Source organism: Cytobacillus sp. Hz8, from assembly GCF_042263505.1.
Classification (GTDB): domain Bacteria; phylum Bacillota; class Bacilli; order Bacillales; family Cytobacillaceae; genus Bacillus_BE.
In genome coordinates this window covers 1-18,939 of record NZ_JBHKFI010000019.1, presented here as the reverse complement: position 1 = coordinate 18,939, position 18,939 = coordinate 1, and the positions used below count along the sequence as shown (strand labels likewise).

Annotated in this window: 17 protein-coding genes; 12 read left to right on the top strand and 5 right to left on the bottom strand. The window is 38.7% G+C overall.

Features of this window, described 5'->3' with window-relative positions:
* Positions 1-188 precede the first annotated feature (188 nt).
* From ACE38V_RS18605 to ACE38V_RS18555, 11 genes are all read left to right on the top strand, one after another.
* Complete coding sequence (locus ACE38V_RS18605) at positions 189-1,334, top strand: acyl-CoA dehydrogenase family protein (RefSeq protein WP_375843604.1); 1,146 nt, start codon at positions 189-191, stop codon at positions 1,332-1,334.
* Positions 1,335-1,475: 141 nt separating this feature from the next.
* Positions 1,476-3,038: a fatty acid--CoA ligase gene (locus ACE38V_RS18600; RefSeq protein WP_375843603.1), complete on the top strand. Its 1,563-nt coding sequence runs from the start codon at positions 1,476-1,478 to the stop codon at positions 3,036-3,038.
* A gap of 51 nt (positions 3,039-3,089) precedes the next feature.
* Entirely contained in the window at positions 3,090-4,709 is a 1,620-nt protein-coding gene (locus ACE38V_RS18595) for a long-chain fatty acid--CoA ligase (protein WP_375843601.1), read from the top strand.
* Between the two features lie 606 nt (positions 4,710-5,315).
* On the top strand, positions 5,316-5,747 hold the full coding sequence (locus ACE38V_RS18590; RefSeq protein WP_375843598.1) for a MarR family winged helix-turn-helix transcriptional regulator: 432 nt from the start codon (positions 5,316-5,318) through the stop codon (positions 5,745-5,747).
* Positions 5,744-6,955 (top strand): MFS transporter, encoded by a 1,212-nt coding sequence (locus tag ACE38V_RS18585; RefSeq protein WP_375843597.1) that lies wholly within the window; start codon positions 5,744-5,746, stop codon positions 6,953-6,955. Before ACE38V_RS18590 ends, ACE38V_RS18585 begins: the two co-directional genes overlap by 4 nt.
* 361 nt (positions 6,956-7,316) lie before the next feature.
* On the top strand, positions 7,317-9,749 hold the full coding sequence (gene nirB, locus ACE38V_RS18580) for a nitrite reductase large subunit NirB (RefSeq protein ID WP_375843595.1): 2,433 nt from the start codon (positions 7,317-7,319) through the stop codon (positions 9,747-9,749).
* 19 nt (positions 9,750-9,768) lie between these two features.
* Positions 9,769-10,089 (top strand): nitrite reductase (NAD(P)H) small subunit, encoded by a 321-nt coding sequence (locus tag ACE38V_RS18575; RefSeq protein ID WP_375843593.1) that lies wholly within the window; start codon positions 9,769-9,771, stop codon positions 10,087-10,089.
* 79 nt (positions 10,090-10,168) lie between these two features.
* The gene (gene cobA / locus ACE38V_RS18570) at positions 10,169-11,623 is read left to right on the top strand and encodes a uroporphyrinogen-III C-methyltransferase (RefSeq protein ID WP_375843591.1); all 1,455 of its coding nucleotides are present in this window, start codon (positions 10,169-10,171) and stop codon (positions 11,621-11,623) included.
* A 33-nt stretch (positions 11,624-11,656) separates the two neighbouring features.
* Positions 11,657-12,448 carry a sirohydrochlorin chelatase gene (locus ACE38V_RS18565; protein ID WP_375843589.1) on the top strand — a complete coding sequence of 264 codons (792 nt, stop codon included), beginning with the start codon at positions 11,657-11,659 and terminating at the stop codon, positions 12,446-12,448.
* On the top strand, positions 12,420-13,040 hold the full coding sequence (locus tag ACE38V_RS18560) for an NAD(P)-binding protein (protein WP_375843587.1): 621 nt from the start codon (positions 12,420-12,422) through the stop codon (positions 13,038-13,040). Before ACE38V_RS18565 ends, ACE38V_RS18560 begins: the two co-directional genes overlap by 29 nt.
* Positions 13,041-13,195: 155 nt before the next feature.
* Positions 13,196-13,294, top strand: a complete 99-nt coding sequence (locus ACE38V_RS18555) for a putative holin-like toxin (protein WP_375843586.1) — start codon at positions 13,196-13,198, stop codon at positions 13,292-13,294.
* A 286-nt stretch (positions 13,295-13,580) separates the two neighbouring features.
* Here the strand turns inward: ACE38V_RS18555 and ACE38V_RS18550 are convergent, their stop codons facing one another.
* The 5 genes from ACE38V_RS18550 to ACE38V_RS18530 form a co-directional block, all read right to left on the bottom strand.
* Positions 13,581-13,868 carry a hypothetical protein gene (locus ACE38V_RS18550; protein ID WP_375843584.1) on the bottom strand — a complete coding sequence of 96 codons (288 nt, stop codon included), beginning with the start codon at positions 13,866-13,868 and terminating at the stop codon, positions 13,581-13,583.
* 474 nt (positions 13,869-14,342) lie between these two features.
* Positions 14,343-15,392, bottom strand: a complete 1,050-nt coding sequence (locus tag ACE38V_RS18545) for a M42 family metallopeptidase (protein ID WP_375843583.1) — start codon at positions 15,390-15,392, stop codon at positions 14,343-14,345.
* 156 nt (positions 15,393-15,548) lie between these two features.
* Positions 15,549-15,740: a hypothetical protein gene (locus tag ACE38V_RS18540; protein WP_375843581.1), complete on the bottom strand. Its 192-nt coding sequence runs from the start codon at positions 15,738-15,740 to the stop codon at positions 15,549-15,551.
* Positions 15,741-15,850: 110 nt separating this feature from the next.
* Positions 15,851-16,639, bottom strand: coding sequence for a GNAT family N-acetyltransferase (locus tag ACE38V_RS18535; RefSeq protein WP_375843579.1), 789 nt, complete (start codon positions 16,637-16,639; stop codon positions 15,851-15,853).
* A gap of 52 nt (positions 16,640-16,691) precedes the next feature.
* Positions 16,692-17,120: a GNAT family N-acetyltransferase gene (locus tag ACE38V_RS18530; protein ID WP_375843577.1), complete on the bottom strand. Its 429-nt coding sequence runs from the start codon at positions 17,118-17,120 to the stop codon at positions 16,692-16,694.
* Between the two features lie 131 nt (positions 17,121-17,251).
* On the opposite strand from ACE38V_RS18530, the gene pdxR reads away from it, so the two are divergent.
* Positions 17,252-18,652, top strand: a complete 1,401-nt coding sequence (gene pdxR, locus ACE38V_RS18525) for a MocR-like pyridoxine biosynthesis transcription factor PdxR (RefSeq protein ID WP_375843575.1) — start codon at positions 17,252-17,254, stop codon at positions 18,650-18,652.
* Positions 18,653-18,939: the final 287 nt, after the last annotated feature.

Below are 18,939 nucleotides of genomic sequence, written 5' to 3'. Positions count from 1 at the left end.
GTTAGCGAACTATAAGGAAGGTACGAAACTAGGTACGAAGTCGGAAAAATATCAACTTTTTCGTCATGGAACAAGCAAATTTTGAAATAAGAATATAGGGAGTGAAATGACTTGCTTAAAAGGAATTTGACACAAGGTTGAAAGCGCTTACATGAAATTCAAATAACTTATGAGGGGAGATACTGAATTTGAGTCACCCATATTTACAAGAAGAGCATGATATTTTTCGAAAATCTTTAAAAAGGTTTTTAGAAAAGGAAGCTTACCCATTTTATGAAAAATGGGAGGAGGAGCGGATGATTCCTCGTTCCTTTTGGAGAAAGATGGGAACTCAGGGCTATTTATGCCCAGATATTGATGAAGCTTATGGGGGAAGCGGGGTCGATTGGGGCTATTCAGTTGTGATTAATGAAGAGCTTGAAAGAGTAGGGTCAAGCTTAGTTGGAATTGGTCTTCATAATGATATTGTGGTTCCCTATATTTCTTCGTTTGGAACGGAAGAACAGAAGAAAAGATGGCTGTCAAAATGTGCGACAGGAGAAATCATCACTGCTATTGCAATGACCGAACCAGGAACGGGATCCGATTTAGCAAACATTCAAACAACGGCTAAGCTTATAGATGATTATTATCTTTTAAACGGACAAAAAACCTTTATTACAAATGGAATTCAATCTGACTTGGTAATAGTTGCTTGTAAAACCCGTCCCGAAGCTATTCCAAAGCATAAAGGAATAAGTCTACTTGTCGTGGAGCGAGATACCCCTGGCTTCAAAAGAGGAAGAAAGCTGAATAAGGTAGGGCTTCATTCCCAGGATACAGCAGAATTAATTTTTGAGGATTGTAAGGTCCCGAAAGAGAATCTTCTTGGGGAAGAAGGGAAAGGATTCCTCTATTTAATGGATAAATTACAGCAGGAACGACTTTTAGTCGCCATTGCTGCACAGACCTCTTCAGAAAAAATGCTGCAAATGACCATCGATTATGTGAAAAGCCGCGAAGCATTTGGTAAATCTATCAGTCAATTTCAAAACACCCAGTTTAAGATCGTCGAGATGGCAACAGAAATAGAAATGGGAAGAGTTTTTCTTGATCATTTAATTGAAGACCATATCGCCGGGAAAAACATTGTTACTAAGGTTTCAATGGCAAAATGGAAGCTAACGGAGAATGCGAGAAAAATCGCAACAGAATGCATGCAATTGCATGGCGGATATGGATATATGGAAGAATACGAGATTGCCAGACGCTTCCGTGATATTCCTGTTTCAAGCATTTATGCCGGTACCAATGAAATTATGAAAACCATCATTGCAAAAAATTTAGGCCTCTAAAATTATTTCTTTTTGCTACACTCTTAAAAATGGTTTTGCGGATAAAGGGATGATTCGCTCTAAATTATTATCCCTTTATCTTTCTATATCATCATGGGTTTTGCTTAACCCACCAATATCAATGAAATGGGAGGAAAAGGAATGGGTGTAACACTCGGAAATATTTTCGATCTAACCGTAAGGAAGTACCCTCAAAAAGAAGCCCTCTATGATGTTCGCAAAAATCTTCGCTATACGTATAAACAATGGAATGAGCAAGTGCTTAAGCTTGCCAACGCCCTGTTTGATGAGGGAGTAAGAAAGGGTGATCGTGTTTCTACCTTTATATTTAATACAGAAGAGTTAGCGACCACCTTTTTTGCCTGTGCCAAAATAGGAGCTGTCTTTAATCCCATTAATTTTCGCTTAATGGCTGAAGAAGTTTCCTATATATTAAGTGATGCTGAGCCAAAGATTGTCCTATTTGAAAAAGCTCTTGAATCGAGTATTTCCATCATTGAAAATCGTTTTCCTCACATTTCCTTCTGGTCCATAGATGACCCAGCTCCATCCTATGCAGCAAGCTATCATGAAAAGGTTGCTTCTGCTCCAAACACAGCAATTGAAATGGAAATTGATGAAGAGGACCTCTATGCCATTATGTATACGAGTGGGACGACAGGGAGACCAAAGGGTGTTTTACATCGTCATCGGGATATGGCAGAGCAAAGTTTAATTTGTATTCATGGGACAAGGCTTTCATCTAATGATAACGGATTGGTGATGGCACCGATGTTCCACTGCGCAGAGCTGCATTGTGCTTTCCTTCCAAGAGTACAGATTGGCGCCAAAAGCACCATCATCCACCACTTTGAACCAAAGCTCGTCCTTCAGCTGATCGAACAGGAAAAAATCACAAAGTTTTTTGCGGCTCCCACCATGTGGAATATGCTCCTTCAAGAGGACCTAACACAATATGATGTATCGAGCTTGAAATTTGGGTTATATGGAGCTGCTCCAATGGCGCCAACGCTTGTATATGCATGTCAAGAAAGACTCGGAGTTCAGCTCGTTCAAGCCTATGGCATGACCGAAATGGGGCCAGCAATTACCTTTTTAACAGAGGAGGATCAAATTCGCAAGGCAGGATCTGCAGGCCAAGCCCTTATTAATCATGAAATACGGATTGTGCGTCCGAATGAAGAGGGGCCATCTGACCCCGATGATATTTTGCCATCTGGTGTGCCTGGAGAAATCATTGTCAAAGGGCCTTGTATGATGAGCGGTTATTTTAACCAAGAGGAGGCAACGGAAAAAGCCAAGTATAAGGGATGGTATCATTCCGGGGATATTGGCTATTTGGATGAGGAAGGGTACTTATGGGTCAAGGACCGCGTTGATGACATGATTATTAGCGGAGGAGAAAATATCTATCCTCGAGAAGTGGAAGATCTTCTGTATGAGCATGACGGTATCTTAGATGTTGCCATAATTGGAGAACCAGATAACCATTGGGGTGAGAGAGTCATAGCCTTCGTTGTGAAAAAGGACGCTGTTTTAACAGAACAAGAATTAGATGAATGGATGAAGAGCAGTGCGAAATTGGCCCGCTATAAAAGGCCAAGAAAATACATTTTCTGTGATGAACTGCCCCGAAATGCGAGTGGAAAAATTCAAAAATTTATTTTGCGAAAACAATTAGAAGAACTTTTGAGTGGAGAATAGGTCTTTAGAAATCAGAAAATTAAAATAACTTTCAATGGAGGAAAGAGCAATATGATGAATACCCCACTTTTAATTGGAGCTTTATTAGAAAGAGCGGAACAATTTTTTCCGAAAAAAGAGGTTGTATCAAGAACCCTATCTGGAATTCACCGCTTAACATATCGTGAAATTGGAAAAAGAACGAGAAGACTTGCAAGTGCACTGGAAAAATTGGGAGTCCAGCGGGGAGACAGAGTAGGAACCTTTGCTTGGAACCATCATCGTCATCTTGAAGCTTATTTCGCTGCACCAGGAATGGGAGCAGTTCTTCATACCGTCAATATTCGTTTATCACCTGAGCATATCTCTTATATCGTTAATCATGCGGAGGATAAGGTTCTCCTGATTGACGAAGACCTTCTTCCTTTAATTGAACGAGTAAAGGATGAGCTAACAAATGTGGAAGCCTTCATTATTATGACGGATCAGGAGGAGCTCCCCGCAACAACGCTTTCACCCGTTTTTTCTTATGAAGATTTACTGGAGATGGGAAATGAAAATTATTCCTTTGTTACGGATTTGGATGAAAATGATCCGGCTATTATGTGTTATACTTCTGCAACAACCGGGAATCCAAAAGGTGTTATCTATTCACATCGCGGTCTCGTTCTTCATAGCTTTGCCCTTGGATTGTCTGACACAATGGCCATTTCTGAAAAGGATATCGCGATGGCGATTGTCCCCATGTTTCATGTAAATGCCTGGGGGCTTCCATTTGCTGCCACTTGGTTTGGAACGACTCAGGTTATGCCTGGACCACAGTTTACACCAAAGCTGCTTCTTGATTTAATCGAACAAGAAAAGGTCACATTCTCAGCAGGTGTACCAACCGTCTGGTTAGGTGTCTTACAGGTGCTCGAGCAGCAGAAATATGATTTATCGTCGCTTCGAGCACTGATATGCGGAGGTTCAGCTGCACCGAAAGGAATGATAAAAACCTTTGAAAAAAAATACAATATTCCATTCCTGCATGCCTATGGAATGACGGAAACGACACCAATGGTTACCGTTTCGCGTCTGAAAAGCTATCAAGTGGATTTGGACGAAGAGAATATTTTAGAAATTCGTTCAAAGCAAGGCTTACTCGTTCCTGGTGTGGAAATGAAAGTCATTTCTGGGGAGGGGGAAGTGGCTTGGGATGGCAAAGAAATGGGCGAGTTGTGTTTGCGCGGAAATTGGATTGCAGATGAATATTATAAGGATGCCCGGACGAGTGAAGCGTTTATCGATGGTTGGCTTCACACAGGTGATGTAGCTACGATTGATGAGGAAGGGGTCATTAAACTTGTAGACCGAACGAAGGATTTAATCAAAAGTGGAGGTGAATGGATTTCTTCAGTGGATATTGAAAATGCCCTGATGGCACATGAGGCTGTATTCGAAGCAAGTGTAGTGGCGGTCCCTCATGAAAAGTGGCAGGAACGTCCGATAGCCTGTGTCGTTCTGAAAGATACCTACCGCGCGAAAGTAACGAAGGAAGAATTATTAGAATTTCTCCGTCCACAGTTTGCCAAATGGTGGCTTCCAGACGACATTGTGTTTATGAAAGAAATTCCAAAAACATCGGTCGGGAAATTTTTGAAGCGGGCTTTAAGAGATCAGCTTCAGAATCATTTGTTGGGTAAATTGTGAGACAATTGAGATTGGTTCCTCATCTCCAAAATCATCAATAAAGTGAATTGGTGATTAACTTTATGAAGAAAGCTCTGCGGAGAGTATCTCTGTAGGGCTTTTCTTTATCGATAGAATAAGGGGGTTCTGCCCTTTACTCTGATACAAAAGCCTGTGGTTACAGACCATTTTTTTGGGGAGTATTCTTGTAAATATGCCCCAAAGCTTTATGGAAATTCAATCAAACGTTTGATTGAGAAGTTTAATCCAATTATTTTGAAGCCAATCCCATGATTTTTCATTCGTGGCATTTTAAATATTTGTGCATCCTTTTTTTTAGTCAGCGTGGGTTTAATGCTTGGATTGCAGATGGATGTTGAACTATACATTTTTTTACTGGAAAAATATGTCCAAATCAACTCTATAAGTAGATGGATTTAATCATATAAAAATGAAAAGGCTATTGATCATGAATCTATTTTTGGATTTATCTTTGGAGACTGTGTTTCTTTGAAGCAAAGAACCGTCCCCATGCTTTCGAGACTTGACAAATAGCGTGTTTATACTTTAATATAGTTACCTATGATAACTATTACTTTTGGTAACTATTTTTAGAAAGAGGTAAGAATGGAAAATTATCGTCAGTTTTTTTATGAGTTTATGATGACGTACCGGTTATTTTTGAATGAAACAAATGCGCTTCTTGCACAATATGACTTGCATCGAGCTCAATGGGCAATTATGGATATTCTAGAATATTCCCAATCAGCAACGCTTGTTGAAATCTCGAAGCATCAAAGAGTGGAGAAGCCAACTGTGACAAGGACCATCAATCGCCTGGAGGAGATGGAATTCGTTGAACATATTCCTGGAAAAGACAAGCGAGAAAAAAGAATGCAGCTTACAGCAAAAGGAAAGAAAGTATTTGCTGAAGTTCGGAGCAAGCTTGATCAAATGGAAGTGAAATATTTAGAAGGACTTTCTGAAGAAGATGTTCTTTCTGGATTACGAATTTTAGGGGAAATACGGGAGAATTTGAATAAGGGGAAAGATGTATGAGTCATTTAAATCCGAGACTATGGACGAAGGATTTTATTATCGTTTCGTCCATCAACTTTTTTTTAACACTAGTATTTTATTTATTAATGGTCACCATTTCCGTTTTCGCAGTGGATGAATTTCATGCATCTACAAGTGAAGCTGGACTGGTTACCGGAATCTTTATTATTGGGGCACTTGTCGGAAGACTTGCTACTGGGAGAATCATCGATTCTGTCGGCAGAAAAAAGATCCTCATAGTTGGCTTGATTCTTTTTACATTGGCAACTCTCTTATACTTTGGCATTAATAGCCTTTCGTTTCTGCTTGCGAATCGTTTTGTCCACGGGATTGCCCTGGGGATAGGAAGCACTGCAACTGGAACGATTGTAGCACAGGTCATACCGGAAGCTAGACGCGGGGAAGGTGTTGGCTATTACAGCTTGAGTGCAACATTAGCGACAGCGATTGGTCCATTTGTTGGTTTGTACTTGAGTCAGCACACCAACTTTCATGTGATTTTTATATTTTGTGTGGCCTTAGGAATCATTAGTCTATTGACCTCCTTCATTCTTCAAGTGCCGAATCTCTCATTTACAGAGGAGAAAACCGGAGAATCGAAAGGCTTCAAGTTTACTAATTTTGTAGAAACAAAAGCTCTCCCCATTGCTTTTGTTACTTTAGTTGCCGGTTTTTGTTACTCAAGTGTGATGTCGTTTATTACATTCTATGCAATGGAAATCCATTTAGTGGATGCCGCTAGTTTCTTCTTTTTAGTTTATGCCGTTGCAATTTTGGTATCGCGCCCTTTCACAGGACGATTGTTTGATCTGAAGGGGGCCAATATGATTATGTATCCTGCCCTTTTTATTTTTGCGATTGGAATGCTCTTGTTAAGTACTGCAAATCATGGAATTATCCTTTTAATTGCTGGTGCTGTAATCGGGTTTGGCTTTGGTAATTTCCAGTCAAGCGCCCAAGCCGTTGCAATCAAGGTGACACCAGCGCATCGAATGGGATTAGCAACGTCCACCTTCTTTATCTTTATCGATGTAGGATATGGCATTGGTCCGTATCTTCTTGGATTTATGATTCCGTTAACTGGATACCGCGGCATGTATGTTACAATGGGAATCTGTGCATTAGCAACCATTATTTTATATCATTTCATGCATGGGAAGAAAGAAACAGCGGAAAAAAGAAGCAGAAATGTTTCTGTTTCTCTATAAACAATATTATCATTGTGACATAGATGTTTTATTAGTATAAAGAATAACCTAGTGAGTGATGCTGCTTGCTAGGTTTTTTCTATGAATCTCTGACATACATACTTAATCATTAAAATGAAGGATGTTTTATGGTTATATATTTAGCCACTGAAATCATTTCGTTAATCAATACATACTTATTGTTCAATTTACCATAGTGATGAAGTGAAATTTTGTGAAGATTTTATGAATAAAATTGAATTTCACATCGATATGTGACCTACTTCACAAATTTTTAAAAGTAAAACGAATAAAATGGGTACATAAATAACATATGTGAAGTGTTGAACATATAAAAGTACATCAGGGGAGGGCCTAATCAATGAATAAAAAGAAATTAGTCATGATTGGAAATGGAATGGCTGGCATTCGGACGATTGAGGAAATTTTAAAAATAAATGCGGATGCATTTGATATAACTGTTTTTGGAAATGAACCTCATCCCAATTATAACCGCATTCAATTATCAACCGTTCTTCAGGGAGATACGACGATTGAAGATATTATTATGAATGATTGGAATTGGTATAAGGAAAATCATATTGAGTTATTTACAGGAGAAGCAATTACAAAGATTGATCCCAATAATAAGATCGTCACATCAGAAAATGGAAGAGTGGTACATTATGACGAATTAATTATCGCTACTGGCTCAAACTCATTTATTTTGCCGATTCCAGGTGCTGATAAAGAGGGTGTGACAGGATTTCGTGATATCCAAGATTGTGAAACAATGATCAAAACAGCTAAAGATTATAAAAAAGCGGTTGTCATCGGTGGTGGACTTCTAGGATTGGAAGCTGCCAGAGGATTATTGAATTTGGGAATGACGGTTGATGTGGTTCACTTAATGCCAAACTTAATGGAAAGACAACTTGATGAGACGGCATCTCAAATGTTAAAAGAAGAATTAGAATCCCAAGGGATGAATTTCCTTATGGAAAAGGAAACAGTTGCAATTTTGGGCGATACAAGGGTTACGGGAGTTAAATTTAAAGATGGATCGATTGCTGATGCTGATTTAGTGGTTATGGCAGTTGGCATTAAACCAAATGTTCAATTAGCAAAAGATGGTGGAATTCCCGTCAATCGCGGGATTGTCGTTAATGATTTCATGGAAACGAAAGTAGCAAATGTTTATGCTGTTGGCGAATGTGCAGAACACCGAGAAATCGTCTATGGAATGGTCGCTCCATTATATGAGCAAGGGAAGATCCTAGCAGAAAAGTTATGTAGTAATATACCAAATCCATATGAAGGATCTGTTGTCGGAACAGGTTTAAAAATTTCCGGAATTGATCTCTACTCTGCTGGTGAAATTTTTGACGATGCCACCACAAAATCCATTAAAGTTCATAATGAATTTGAGGGTGTCTATAAAAAGGTTCTTATTCGAGATAAGTCTATCGTTGGCATCGTGCTTTATGGTGACACGAAAGATAGCACAAGATTATTTAGAATGCTATCGAAGAAGGAAGATGTGAGTGGTTTAAATAGCGGCTCTATTCTGCAATCCGATGCATGCGGTAGTGCTGAAGCAAGTGATGTATCAGCAATGCCTGATGATGAACTGGTTTGTGGGTGTAATGGCGTAACGAAGGGTTCCATCGTTGAAGCCATCCGTACCAATGGCTTAACTACAGTAGATGAAGTTGGTGGATGCACCAATGCAGGTCGTTCATGCGGACGCTGTAAACCAATTATTGCGGATATTTTGGCCTATACTTTAGGAGATGAATTTGATTCTGCTGCAGCAACAAAAGCAACTCTATGTGGATGTACGACTTTAAGTCGAGATGAGGTAGTCGCTGAAATTAAAGAAAAAGGTCTTATGAGCGTAAAAGAAGTGATGAATGTTCTTGGATGGAAGGAAGAAGAAGGCTGTTCAAAATGTCGTCCGGCATTGAACTATTTTCTTGGAATGATTTATCCAGCAGAATACGCGGATGATCGTGACTCCCGTCTTGTCAATGAAAAAATGCATGCCAATATTCAGAAGGATGGTTCTTATACGGTTGTTCCTAGAATGTACGGTGGGGTTACGACAGCAGAGGACTTGAAGAAAATCGCCGATGTTGCAGAGAAATATGAAGTTCCGCTTGTGAAGATGACAGGTGGACAACGGATTGCCTTAATGGGAATTTCAAAGGAAAACCTTCCTAATGTTTGGGAAGATCTCGGAATGAAATCTGGTTATGCTTATGGAAAAACGCTTCGTACGGTGAAAACTTGTGTTGGCTCAAAATTCTGCCGCTATGGCACACAGGATTCAATGGACTTAGGAATTGAATTAGAGAAAAAATTTGAAAGACTGGATACCCCTCATAAGGTGAAAATGGGTGTTTCCGGCTGTCCAAGAAACTGTTCAGAGGCCGGAATTAAAGATATTGGCTTTGTTGGCATCGACGGTGGCTGGGAGATTTATGTCGGCGGAAATGGCGGAGTTGATCTCCGAGCAGGTGATTTATTAGGTACGGTTAAAACGAAAGAAGAAGTAATGGGGTTAACAGGAGCTTATCTTCAATACTATCGTGAAACAGCGAATTACTTAGAAAGGACTTCTAAGTGGTTAGAACGTGTTGGCCTTGATCATATTAAAGAAGTTTTAGCGGATGAACAAACAAGAAAAGAGCTTAATGAACGAATTGATAAAACACTTGAAAGATATGTTGAGCCATGGAAGGAAGTACTAGAGAATAAAGACCTTCGGGAAAAATACTATGAAACTCGTTCAATTCCTGTTACAGTAAATTAATTATGGAGGGTGAAAGTCAATGGAAAAAACAATACAAACAATAGAATTAGCTAGTTATTCTTCTTTGCCGGAGCGAATGGGACAAGTGGTTCGTGTAAATAGAGAAGAAATTGTTCTATTTCGCCTCTCCAATGGACATGTCAGAGCAATTGAAAATCGAAGTCCATCACCTAAAGGGGGAACTTTGGCAGATGGGTTAGTTTCTGGAGAATATATTTACTGTCCAATTTCTGATTGGAAAATTTCATTACTGGATGGTACGGTTGAATCACCTGGTTACGGGAAAGTAAAAACCTATCCTATTGAAGTGGTTGAGGATTCTGTCCTCTTAAAAATGTAATAGAAGAAAGGAGGCGACGAGAGTCCTGCCTCCTTTTTGAACAAAAAGATCATGAGACAACTTGGAGGATGACGAAATAATGAGCAAAGGGAAAGTTTATTTAGTGGGGGCAGGTCCTGGAGATATTGGACTCATCACGGTTAAAGGGAAAGAAGCAATCCAAAAAGCAGAAGTAATTCTTTATGATCGACTTGCGAATCCAAAGCTGCTTGAATTCGCGCAAGCAAACTGTGAATTCATCTATTGCGGAAAATTACCAAATCGCCATGTTTTACGCCAAGAAGTGATTAATGAGCTTCTTGTGAAGAAAGCATTAGAAGGGAAGAGCGTCGTACGCCTAAAAGGGGGAGACCCTGGTGTTTTTGGCAGAGTAGGGGAAGAGGCAGAGGTTTTGCATCACCATCAGATCCCATTTGAAATTGTTCCAGGTATATCCTCAGGCATTGCCGCTCCTCTTTACGCTGGGATTCCCGTAACTCATAGGAAATTCGGAGAGTCATTCGCAGTTGTCACCGCACATGATCAAACGAAAGAAGGAAAGTCGCGGCTGGAATGGCAAGGACTTGCCCATGGAATTGAGACGATTGCCTTTTACATGGGGATTGCGAATCTGCCATATATATGTGAAAATCTGATAAATAATGGAAAGTCGGCGGATACTCCCGTGATCCTTATTCAATGGGGAACCTTTGGCAGACAAAAAACATTAGAAGGAACCCTTGCCACTATTACAAAAAAGGTGGAAGCGGAAAAGTTTACGAATCCAGCCATCACATTAGTTGGTAATATTGTATCTTTAAGAGAAAAAATCAGTTGGTTTGAAAAAAAGCCTTTATATGGTCGTCAAATAATATTGGCACGGACTGGTATAAAATCAAGCAATCTTGCAAAAAGTTTAATGGATCAAGGGGCAGATGTGATTGAGTTTCCAAAATGGAAGAAAAACACCTTTGCCATCGATCAAAATATTTTATCCATGATCGATACGTACGATCGCATCCTTTTTACTTCAGATGAAGCAGTGGAAGAATTTTTTGAACAATTATTTGAAGTTGGAATGGATGTTCGTAAAATTAAAGCAGTCTTTTACGGGTGCTCTTCGAAATCAATCAAAGCTTTGAAACAAAAAGGATTTGCCGCTGCACATGAACAGCAAATGCAACCGGATGGATCATTATTAATTGTTGGCCCTGAAGGTGTGAATCCGAGTTTCGATGACAAATATGGGAATTTCGACTTCTTGCAAACAAGTGAAAAATGGATAGATGAGCAATTTATTCCCATTTTTCAAAGAATGGTTAGTGAAGCAGAATTGAATACCGTTATTTTTCCAAGCAGTGCTTCAGTGGAAATTTTTTATCAAACAGTTTTAAGTCAAGGTTTAATATCAGAAGACAAATTTGCAGAACTTGAAGTGGTATGTATGGGTGAGAAGACCTGGGAAACAGCTGTTCGATTTGGTCTTAATCCGGGAAGAATGCCAGTAAGACCTACAAATGACGCCATTGTAGAATCTTTAAGCAGTTCATTTTAAAAGAAATAAGAAGGATTTAGGGGAGTGATTAAAATGAAAGCTGTTATCTTAGTTGGACATGGAAGCCGCACTGAAAAGGGGAATCAAGATTTTATCTGGTTTGCTATGAAAGTAAAGAAGGCAATTAACGTACCGATTCATGGTCTTGCATTTCTCGAAAAAGCCTCTCCATCAATTCCTGAAGCAATCAATAAGTGTGTCAATCAAGGTGCGACAGCTATTACGATACTCCCAATTCTTTTACTCCCGGGTATACATGCGAATGTGGATATTCCATTTGAAATGGAACAGGCAAAACGACAGTTTCCTCAAGTTTCATTTCATTATGCTAACCCTATTGGCGTAGATGAAGTTATGGTAAAAATAATCAAAAAAAGGCTAACTGAAAAGAAATTTGAAAATCAAGTGGATGAGCAAGTTCTATTAATTGGTCATGGAAGTCGTGAAGGACAAGCAGCAATAGAATTTGAACAAATAGCGGTTTTAACAAGGAAATCGATTCAAAGCAAAGTTGAAATCGGATATCTTAAGGGGAATCCTTCCTATCGGGAAGTATTACAAAATCAAGTAAAAGCAAGTACTAATAAATTATATATTGTTCCTTATTTGCTGTTGTCAGGAGGATTTACCGTTCAAATCGAACAATTTGTATGTAAAAAAAGCCTTCAATATTCGAACATAGACATGATATTATGTAATCCAATAGGCTTTGATGACGCTTTAATCGAATTGCTTTGTAAAAGAATGAAGGAAGTCAATCATTCTCAATCATTCTATTGGAAGGGAACGGACGTTCATGAAAGAGTATTATCCGCTTCATATTGATTTAGCAAACAAAAAAATTGTTATTGTTGGTGGGGGAGCAGTGGCAACCCGTAAAGTGAAGGGCTTCCTTGCCTCACATGCACAAATTCAGGTCATAAGTCCCGAAATTACTGGGGAGCTATCACGACTTGCTCAAGCTGGGGAAATTATCTGGAAAGAAAAGGGGTTCAATCCTGCTGATCTTCAGGATGCTTTTCTTATTATTGCTGCAACCAACGATTACGAGACAAACGAACTTGTTCGAGCTTCCGCAGAAAAAAATCAGCTCATCAATGCAGCGGATGAATTTGAAAAATCGAATTGCATTGTCCCTTCCATAATAAAAAGAGGAAAGCTGACCCTTTCAATTTCTACATCAGGCGCAAGTCCCATTCTTACTAAAAAGCTTCGTCAAAACTTGGAGGAGACCTTTGATGAACGATATGAAGATTATATTGATTTTTTAGCTGAGTGCAGAAAAACGATTGCGAAGCTTGTTCAAGATCCCGGAAAAAAGCGGGAAATTCTAAAGGCCATTGTGGAAGATCCGCGGTTTTTAGATAGTGAAAATCGGGATCATCTTTTTCGTCAATTGTTGAAAGAGAAAACCTAAGCTAATGATTAACAATAATAATTTTATGTAAACTAAAAATAGGAATAATTATCCATCAAAAGTAAGATGTAAAATAGTCCAAATTTTGCTATAATTTACTAACACAGCTAAGGCAGAGTGGGTAGCGGCACACTTCCGAGAAGGGAGGTGTCGCGTTGATAACAATTTATGAAGCGTTAACGTTAATGGTAACGTTTTCATCTTTGATAGTTTCAGTGATTGCAGTAGTAATCTCTACTCAAAAAAAGAAATAACCCACTCCGCTATGGCTAGTTGTTAGGGCAAAGGTTATTTCTTTCCTTATACTGGCCGCTACACTACTTGTAGTCAGCTGTGTAAGAGCCTTCGGTGCCAGCCGAAGGTTCTTTTATATTCTATTTCTTAAACCTAATATAATACATTTAATCTTCATATTTCAAGCATTTTGAGAGAATAATCACAATTTCAAAATTTATCCACATTTCACATTTCTTTGTTTAAAATTAGGCAGAAAAAGAAAACAAGGAAGGAAAAAAGACTCAATCCTTCATTGCTTTTTGCCTAATCTTCATGATGCTCTTGGCTGCTTGATTCCTCTGTTTGCTCTTGTTCATTAAAGCCAAAGAATGGACCTCGTCGTCCGAAAACAATACGGAATAAAGCGACAATTAAAGCAATTCGAATGGCAATTCTGGTTTCACGACCTCTTATTCTTGATTCCAATACAAGATGATCGCTATGGACAGAAATGAGCGTACCTGTGAAGGTTCCATCACTTGTAACAACTTCTACTTCTTGATGGATATGATCACGGGCAAAATCAATAAAATTCTGTTCTCTTCTTGACATTTTTTCATCTCCCTTCTTATTTAATTAATGCCATGCAAATAAGAAAGGTTTAGGCTTTTAACTAGAAAACACGTTTTTTCTCATTATTTATTTATCCCACTCTTAACGGACATTTTGACTCCCACTTTAAGATTCTGAGAATACGAAGAAGATAAGTGGGAGATCAACTGTCCGTAAAGGTCCGACGAGGGATTAAGGTCCTAGTCAGGCGAAGCCACAGGACGTGGCGTTATGAGCTTGATAAGTGAAATAAGATTTTTCTTTGGGCTTCAGCCCTTAGAAAAATTAATCAGGCTTTGCGTGACTAACCATCAGTGGGGGAGGAATGGCAGACTAAAAGCGCGACGTCAATCGCGACGTCTGCACACTTCACGTCCTGTGCTTCGAAAACCCCCACTGATGGAAGTTTCACTTTATGTAGGTAATAAAAAAATGAGAACCAGTTTATGGCTCTCATTCATTCATATTGATTGATTAAACTTCCATTTCCGATTGGATGTAATGGAAGAGCAATTTATATGTATTTTTAATCGAAGACTTATGCGTGCGTTCATAGGCATGGGATGAATCGATTCCAGGTCCAATCAGCCCATGGACGATATCATGACCCGAACGAATTGCAGCGGATGCATCTGATCCGTAATAAGGATAAATATCCAGTTTATAGTCAATCCCATTGTCTATGGCAAGATGCGTTAATTTTTTTCGAAGTGAGTAGTGATACGGACCGCTTGCATCCTTTACACAGATGGAAACGGTATATTCATCGGTTTGTTGTCCATCCCCGATTGCCCCCATATCAACAGCTAAATATTCCACCGTTTCAGGGGGAATATTGGAATTTCCGCCATAGCCAATTTCCTCATTGTTCGAGATGAGAATGTGAGTGGTATAAGGAAGTTGAATATTTTCTTGTATGATTTGTTTGATTAATTGCAGTAAGATGGCTACGCTTGCTTTGTCATCAAGGTGACGAGATTTAATAAAACCACTCTCAAGAATTTGAACACGCGGATCGAATGATACAAAATCTCCAACTTCTATTCCTAATTGACGGACATCCTCTGCATTATGAACTACTTCATCAATTCTAACTTCGATATTCTTTTGATTGCGTTCCTGCTTTCCGGCATCCTTATATACATGGACAGAGGTTTGATGCATGAGAATCGTTCCTGTGTAGACTTTTCCGGCGTTGGTTTGAATTTGACAATATTCGCCTTCAATCGAATTGTATGTAAATCCGCCTATCTGGTCGATTGTTAATCTGCCAGATGGTTTAATCTCTTTTACGATCGCTCCTAATGTATCGACATGGGCAGTTAACATTCGATGGTTTAATGAATCCTTACCTGGTAATGTAGCAATAAGCGCACCTTTATGGTTCCTCTGAGTTGTAACGTCCAGTTCAGATAGAAAGGACTCAACAAATGTAATTACTTCAGACGTATTGCCAGATGGACTCGGGATGGATACTAATTTTCGTAGTAGTTCCAATGTTTCATTCACATTTGGGATATTCATTATTTTTGCTCCTTTCAAGCCAATTCCACTATTGATGTAAAACCTATCTTCTATTATAACGTTCCCACTTTTAATAACCAATAAGAACACATATTATATAAAAATGATTCTTACGAAAAAAGGCTGATATAATATCAGCCCTAAGGAACTTCATGATTATAGCCCTTGTGAAAACAAAGCTTTAAAGCCAAGGTATAAAAGTGCTAATGAGAAGATGATGATGACAATAACTCCGACTACTTTAAGGAATACAAGGAAGCTGCCTGCAAATATCCAAACAGCTGGTATTTTTATTAAACCAAAACCAGCTAAAATACAAGCAAAAAACACTAAAGCAACTTGATACATATTGATCCCTCCTTCTCTATATATTTATGAAAAAAAGAGATCGAAGCATGGATGAATAACTATGTTTAAAAAATAAAAACAAAGCTGTGGCAGCCTTGTTTTTGAGTCCATTAAGATTCCCTAATTTCTTTAATCCCTTTCCCTCTTAAAAAGGCATGCCCTGTTTTTATTTTCGCTATGGTTTGAAAGCCGTAACGATTATAAACCTTTTCGACTCGTTCATTGATGGGAAATACCCAAAAAATCCTGATTCCTTTTTCCTTCACAATTTGTTGAAGAGAATAGATCAGTTGGCCAATTAGGCCTTGACCACGATATGTCTCCAATGTCGCAACACTTTCAAGCCTTGCTTGCTGACCATCAAAAAAAATGCAGGCTGTGCAACAGGCGACTCCCATCTTTCTTAGCAAGTAGTAGGTAAAGGCAGGATGAGCAAATTCGGATTGAAATGCTGATTTTCGAATTTCCCTTCCTCCAAATTCTGTAATGGAGCATTCAATATTTAAGACTTCTTGATAATTGTGTTGATCAACAAGTTCAAATGAAATTTGCGGATCCTGATTTACTTCTGAAATCTGGCCATTCCACTGCTGTACCGATTGAGAAAAATCTTCATAGCCAAAACCACTTGCTTTAAGTTTAGCTATGAAATCCTGTAAATTATCAGCCTGATAAAGGTAAAAACGCGGAGTTAGCCGTTTCTGTTCGTAAAACTGAATGACTTCATTAATTACTTCCTCTGGTTTTTCAGGAGCATTGAGGAGTTGAGCGTGATTGGCATCATAGTAGTTTGGTTGAGCTTCATTAAAAAACATGTGGCCCCAACTGGTCTTTTTATGATTAGCAAATGTTTGAATATAAGCAGTATCTAATTCTTCTACTAAATCTGTGATGTTCATATTTCCCCTCCGTTTCTTATAGAAAAAATTATATCATGAAAATTCAGGAAAATTATTTAATCATTTTTTTAAATGCGAAACTCGTGCGGGCGAAGTTCATTTTTTTCTCATAAAAACGATGGGCGTCCATTCTTTGCAGACCAGACGTTAATTCAATTATCGATGCTCCATGATTTGCTCCATATTCTTCTATGAAATGTAGCAGTTCAGCCCCATAGCCTTTTGAGCGCATTCCCGCTTTGGTCACTAAATCATAAACAAAGACATGTTTTCCGTTATAGAAGTTGGTTCGTAAACAAATCCCTGTAACTGCCCTGATTTCACCCTTATCATAAAGTGCAAACATTTGATAGCCTTCCTTTTTCATTTCTTGAAGAAGGGTACTATATTCTCGTAAATTTAAATGGGTCCTTAATTCTTTCATGATCGAAAAACCATCCATGAATTCTTCCTCTGTTTGCAGCTCTTTGATAATTCTCATATGAAAAATCCTCCTCATTTTCTCTTTACATTTTCTATTTTTTTTTACAAAATGAGTGTAGTTTAGTTTTGAACCCATCAAAAGTACCAGTTAAGAAAAATTTAATGGGGTCAGGAATGAGGAGGAGCGAGATGGATATTTCTCCATTTTTAAATGAAAACAGTCCAAAGCCATTATATGTACAGTTATATGAGTATTTGAAGGAGCAAATAGAAATAAAGAAGCTTAAGGAAGGCGGGCGTTTGCCACCTAAACGAAAATTAGCTGAGCATTTGCAACTTAGTATAAATACAGTGGAAAATGCCTATGCTCAATTGATGGCGGAGGGTTATCTAATTAGTAAGCCTCGAGTAGGGCTATTTGTTGCTGAGTTGGAAGGTTCCTTATCCAATCAAGTTCCATTTAAAGTGAGTTCAGGAGAAAAACTAAAGGAAGAAAGTGCTGGAAAAATTCAATATGATTATAATCAGGGATTCGTCGATACAGAGCATTTTCCTTTTTCTATTTGGAGGAGATTAACAGATGAATGCTTAAGGCCGGAGTATCGAGAGCTTCTATTAGGAGGGCATCCTCAAGGAGAGAAGGGGCTGAGGGAGGAGATTGCTTCCTATCTTTATTATTCTCGAGGAGTAAGATGTGAGGCAAATCAAATTGTGATCGGTGCAGGAACACAAATTTTGCTCAGCAATCTTTGTCGAATAATGGGGCAGAATTGGAAGGTGGCAATGGAAGAACCTGGATTTCACCGTTCAAGAGAGATGTTTCTTTCTTATGATTTAGGTGTATCTCCCGTTCATATTGAAGAAGATGGTTTAAATATGATTGAATTAGAAAAAAGTAAAAGTAATCTTGTATATGTAACTCCTTCTCATCAATTCCCAACTGGATCGGTTATGTCGATCCAAAAGCGCCGAAAGTTATTGAAATGGGCTAATGAACAGAATTCGTACATATTAGAAGACGATTATGATGGGGAGTTTCGCTATCGAGGAAAACCCATTCCTTCTCTTCAAGGATTAGATCAAGCAGGAAGAGTGATCTATCTAGGGACGTTCTCGAAATCACTCATTCCCTCGATGCGCCTAAGTTATCTTGTATTTCCAACTCAGTTAATGGAAAAATACCAACAGGAAATTAACTTTCAAAAGCAAACGGTTTCCCGAATTCATCAAAAAACCCTGGAGCTTTTTATGAAGCAAGGTCACTGGGATAGACATTTAAATAAAATGAGGACACTGTACCGAAAAAAACAAAAGGTGCTTGTCCAAGCAATCCGTGAATATTTTCAGGATCAAGTGAGGATTATTGGAGATCAATCAGGGTTACATCTCTTGTTAGAAATTCAGAAAAAGGACAGTGAGGAAGCGCTGATTGAAAAAGCTGCACGGGTAGAGGTGAAAGTGTATCCGACTTCGATTTATTATCAAGATCTCCCAATGCTTGATAAACCGCAAATCATGTTAGGGTTCGGGGGATTAAGTGAAGCGGAAATCAAGGAAGGAATCCGTCTTCTCTATGAAGCATGGAGATAGGGCAAATTCGGACGACTAAAAAAAGGATGCCTCATTTTCGCGAGCAACCTAAATATTTCGCGAGTATTTCATGAAAGTCGCGAGCATTATTTCAAAATCGCGAATAAAAAAGGCATTCGCGAATAAAATGCCTGTTTTCGCGAATAAATTTAAAAAAGTCGGTTGTGTCAAGAAGTTTGTGTATGAAGAATATACTCTCAGTAATCCACTATTTATATTATTTTATTGAGGGGGAGTATGAGGGAAGCTTCCCTCATACTCCCCTTTGCGCTGAATTTATTCCTAAA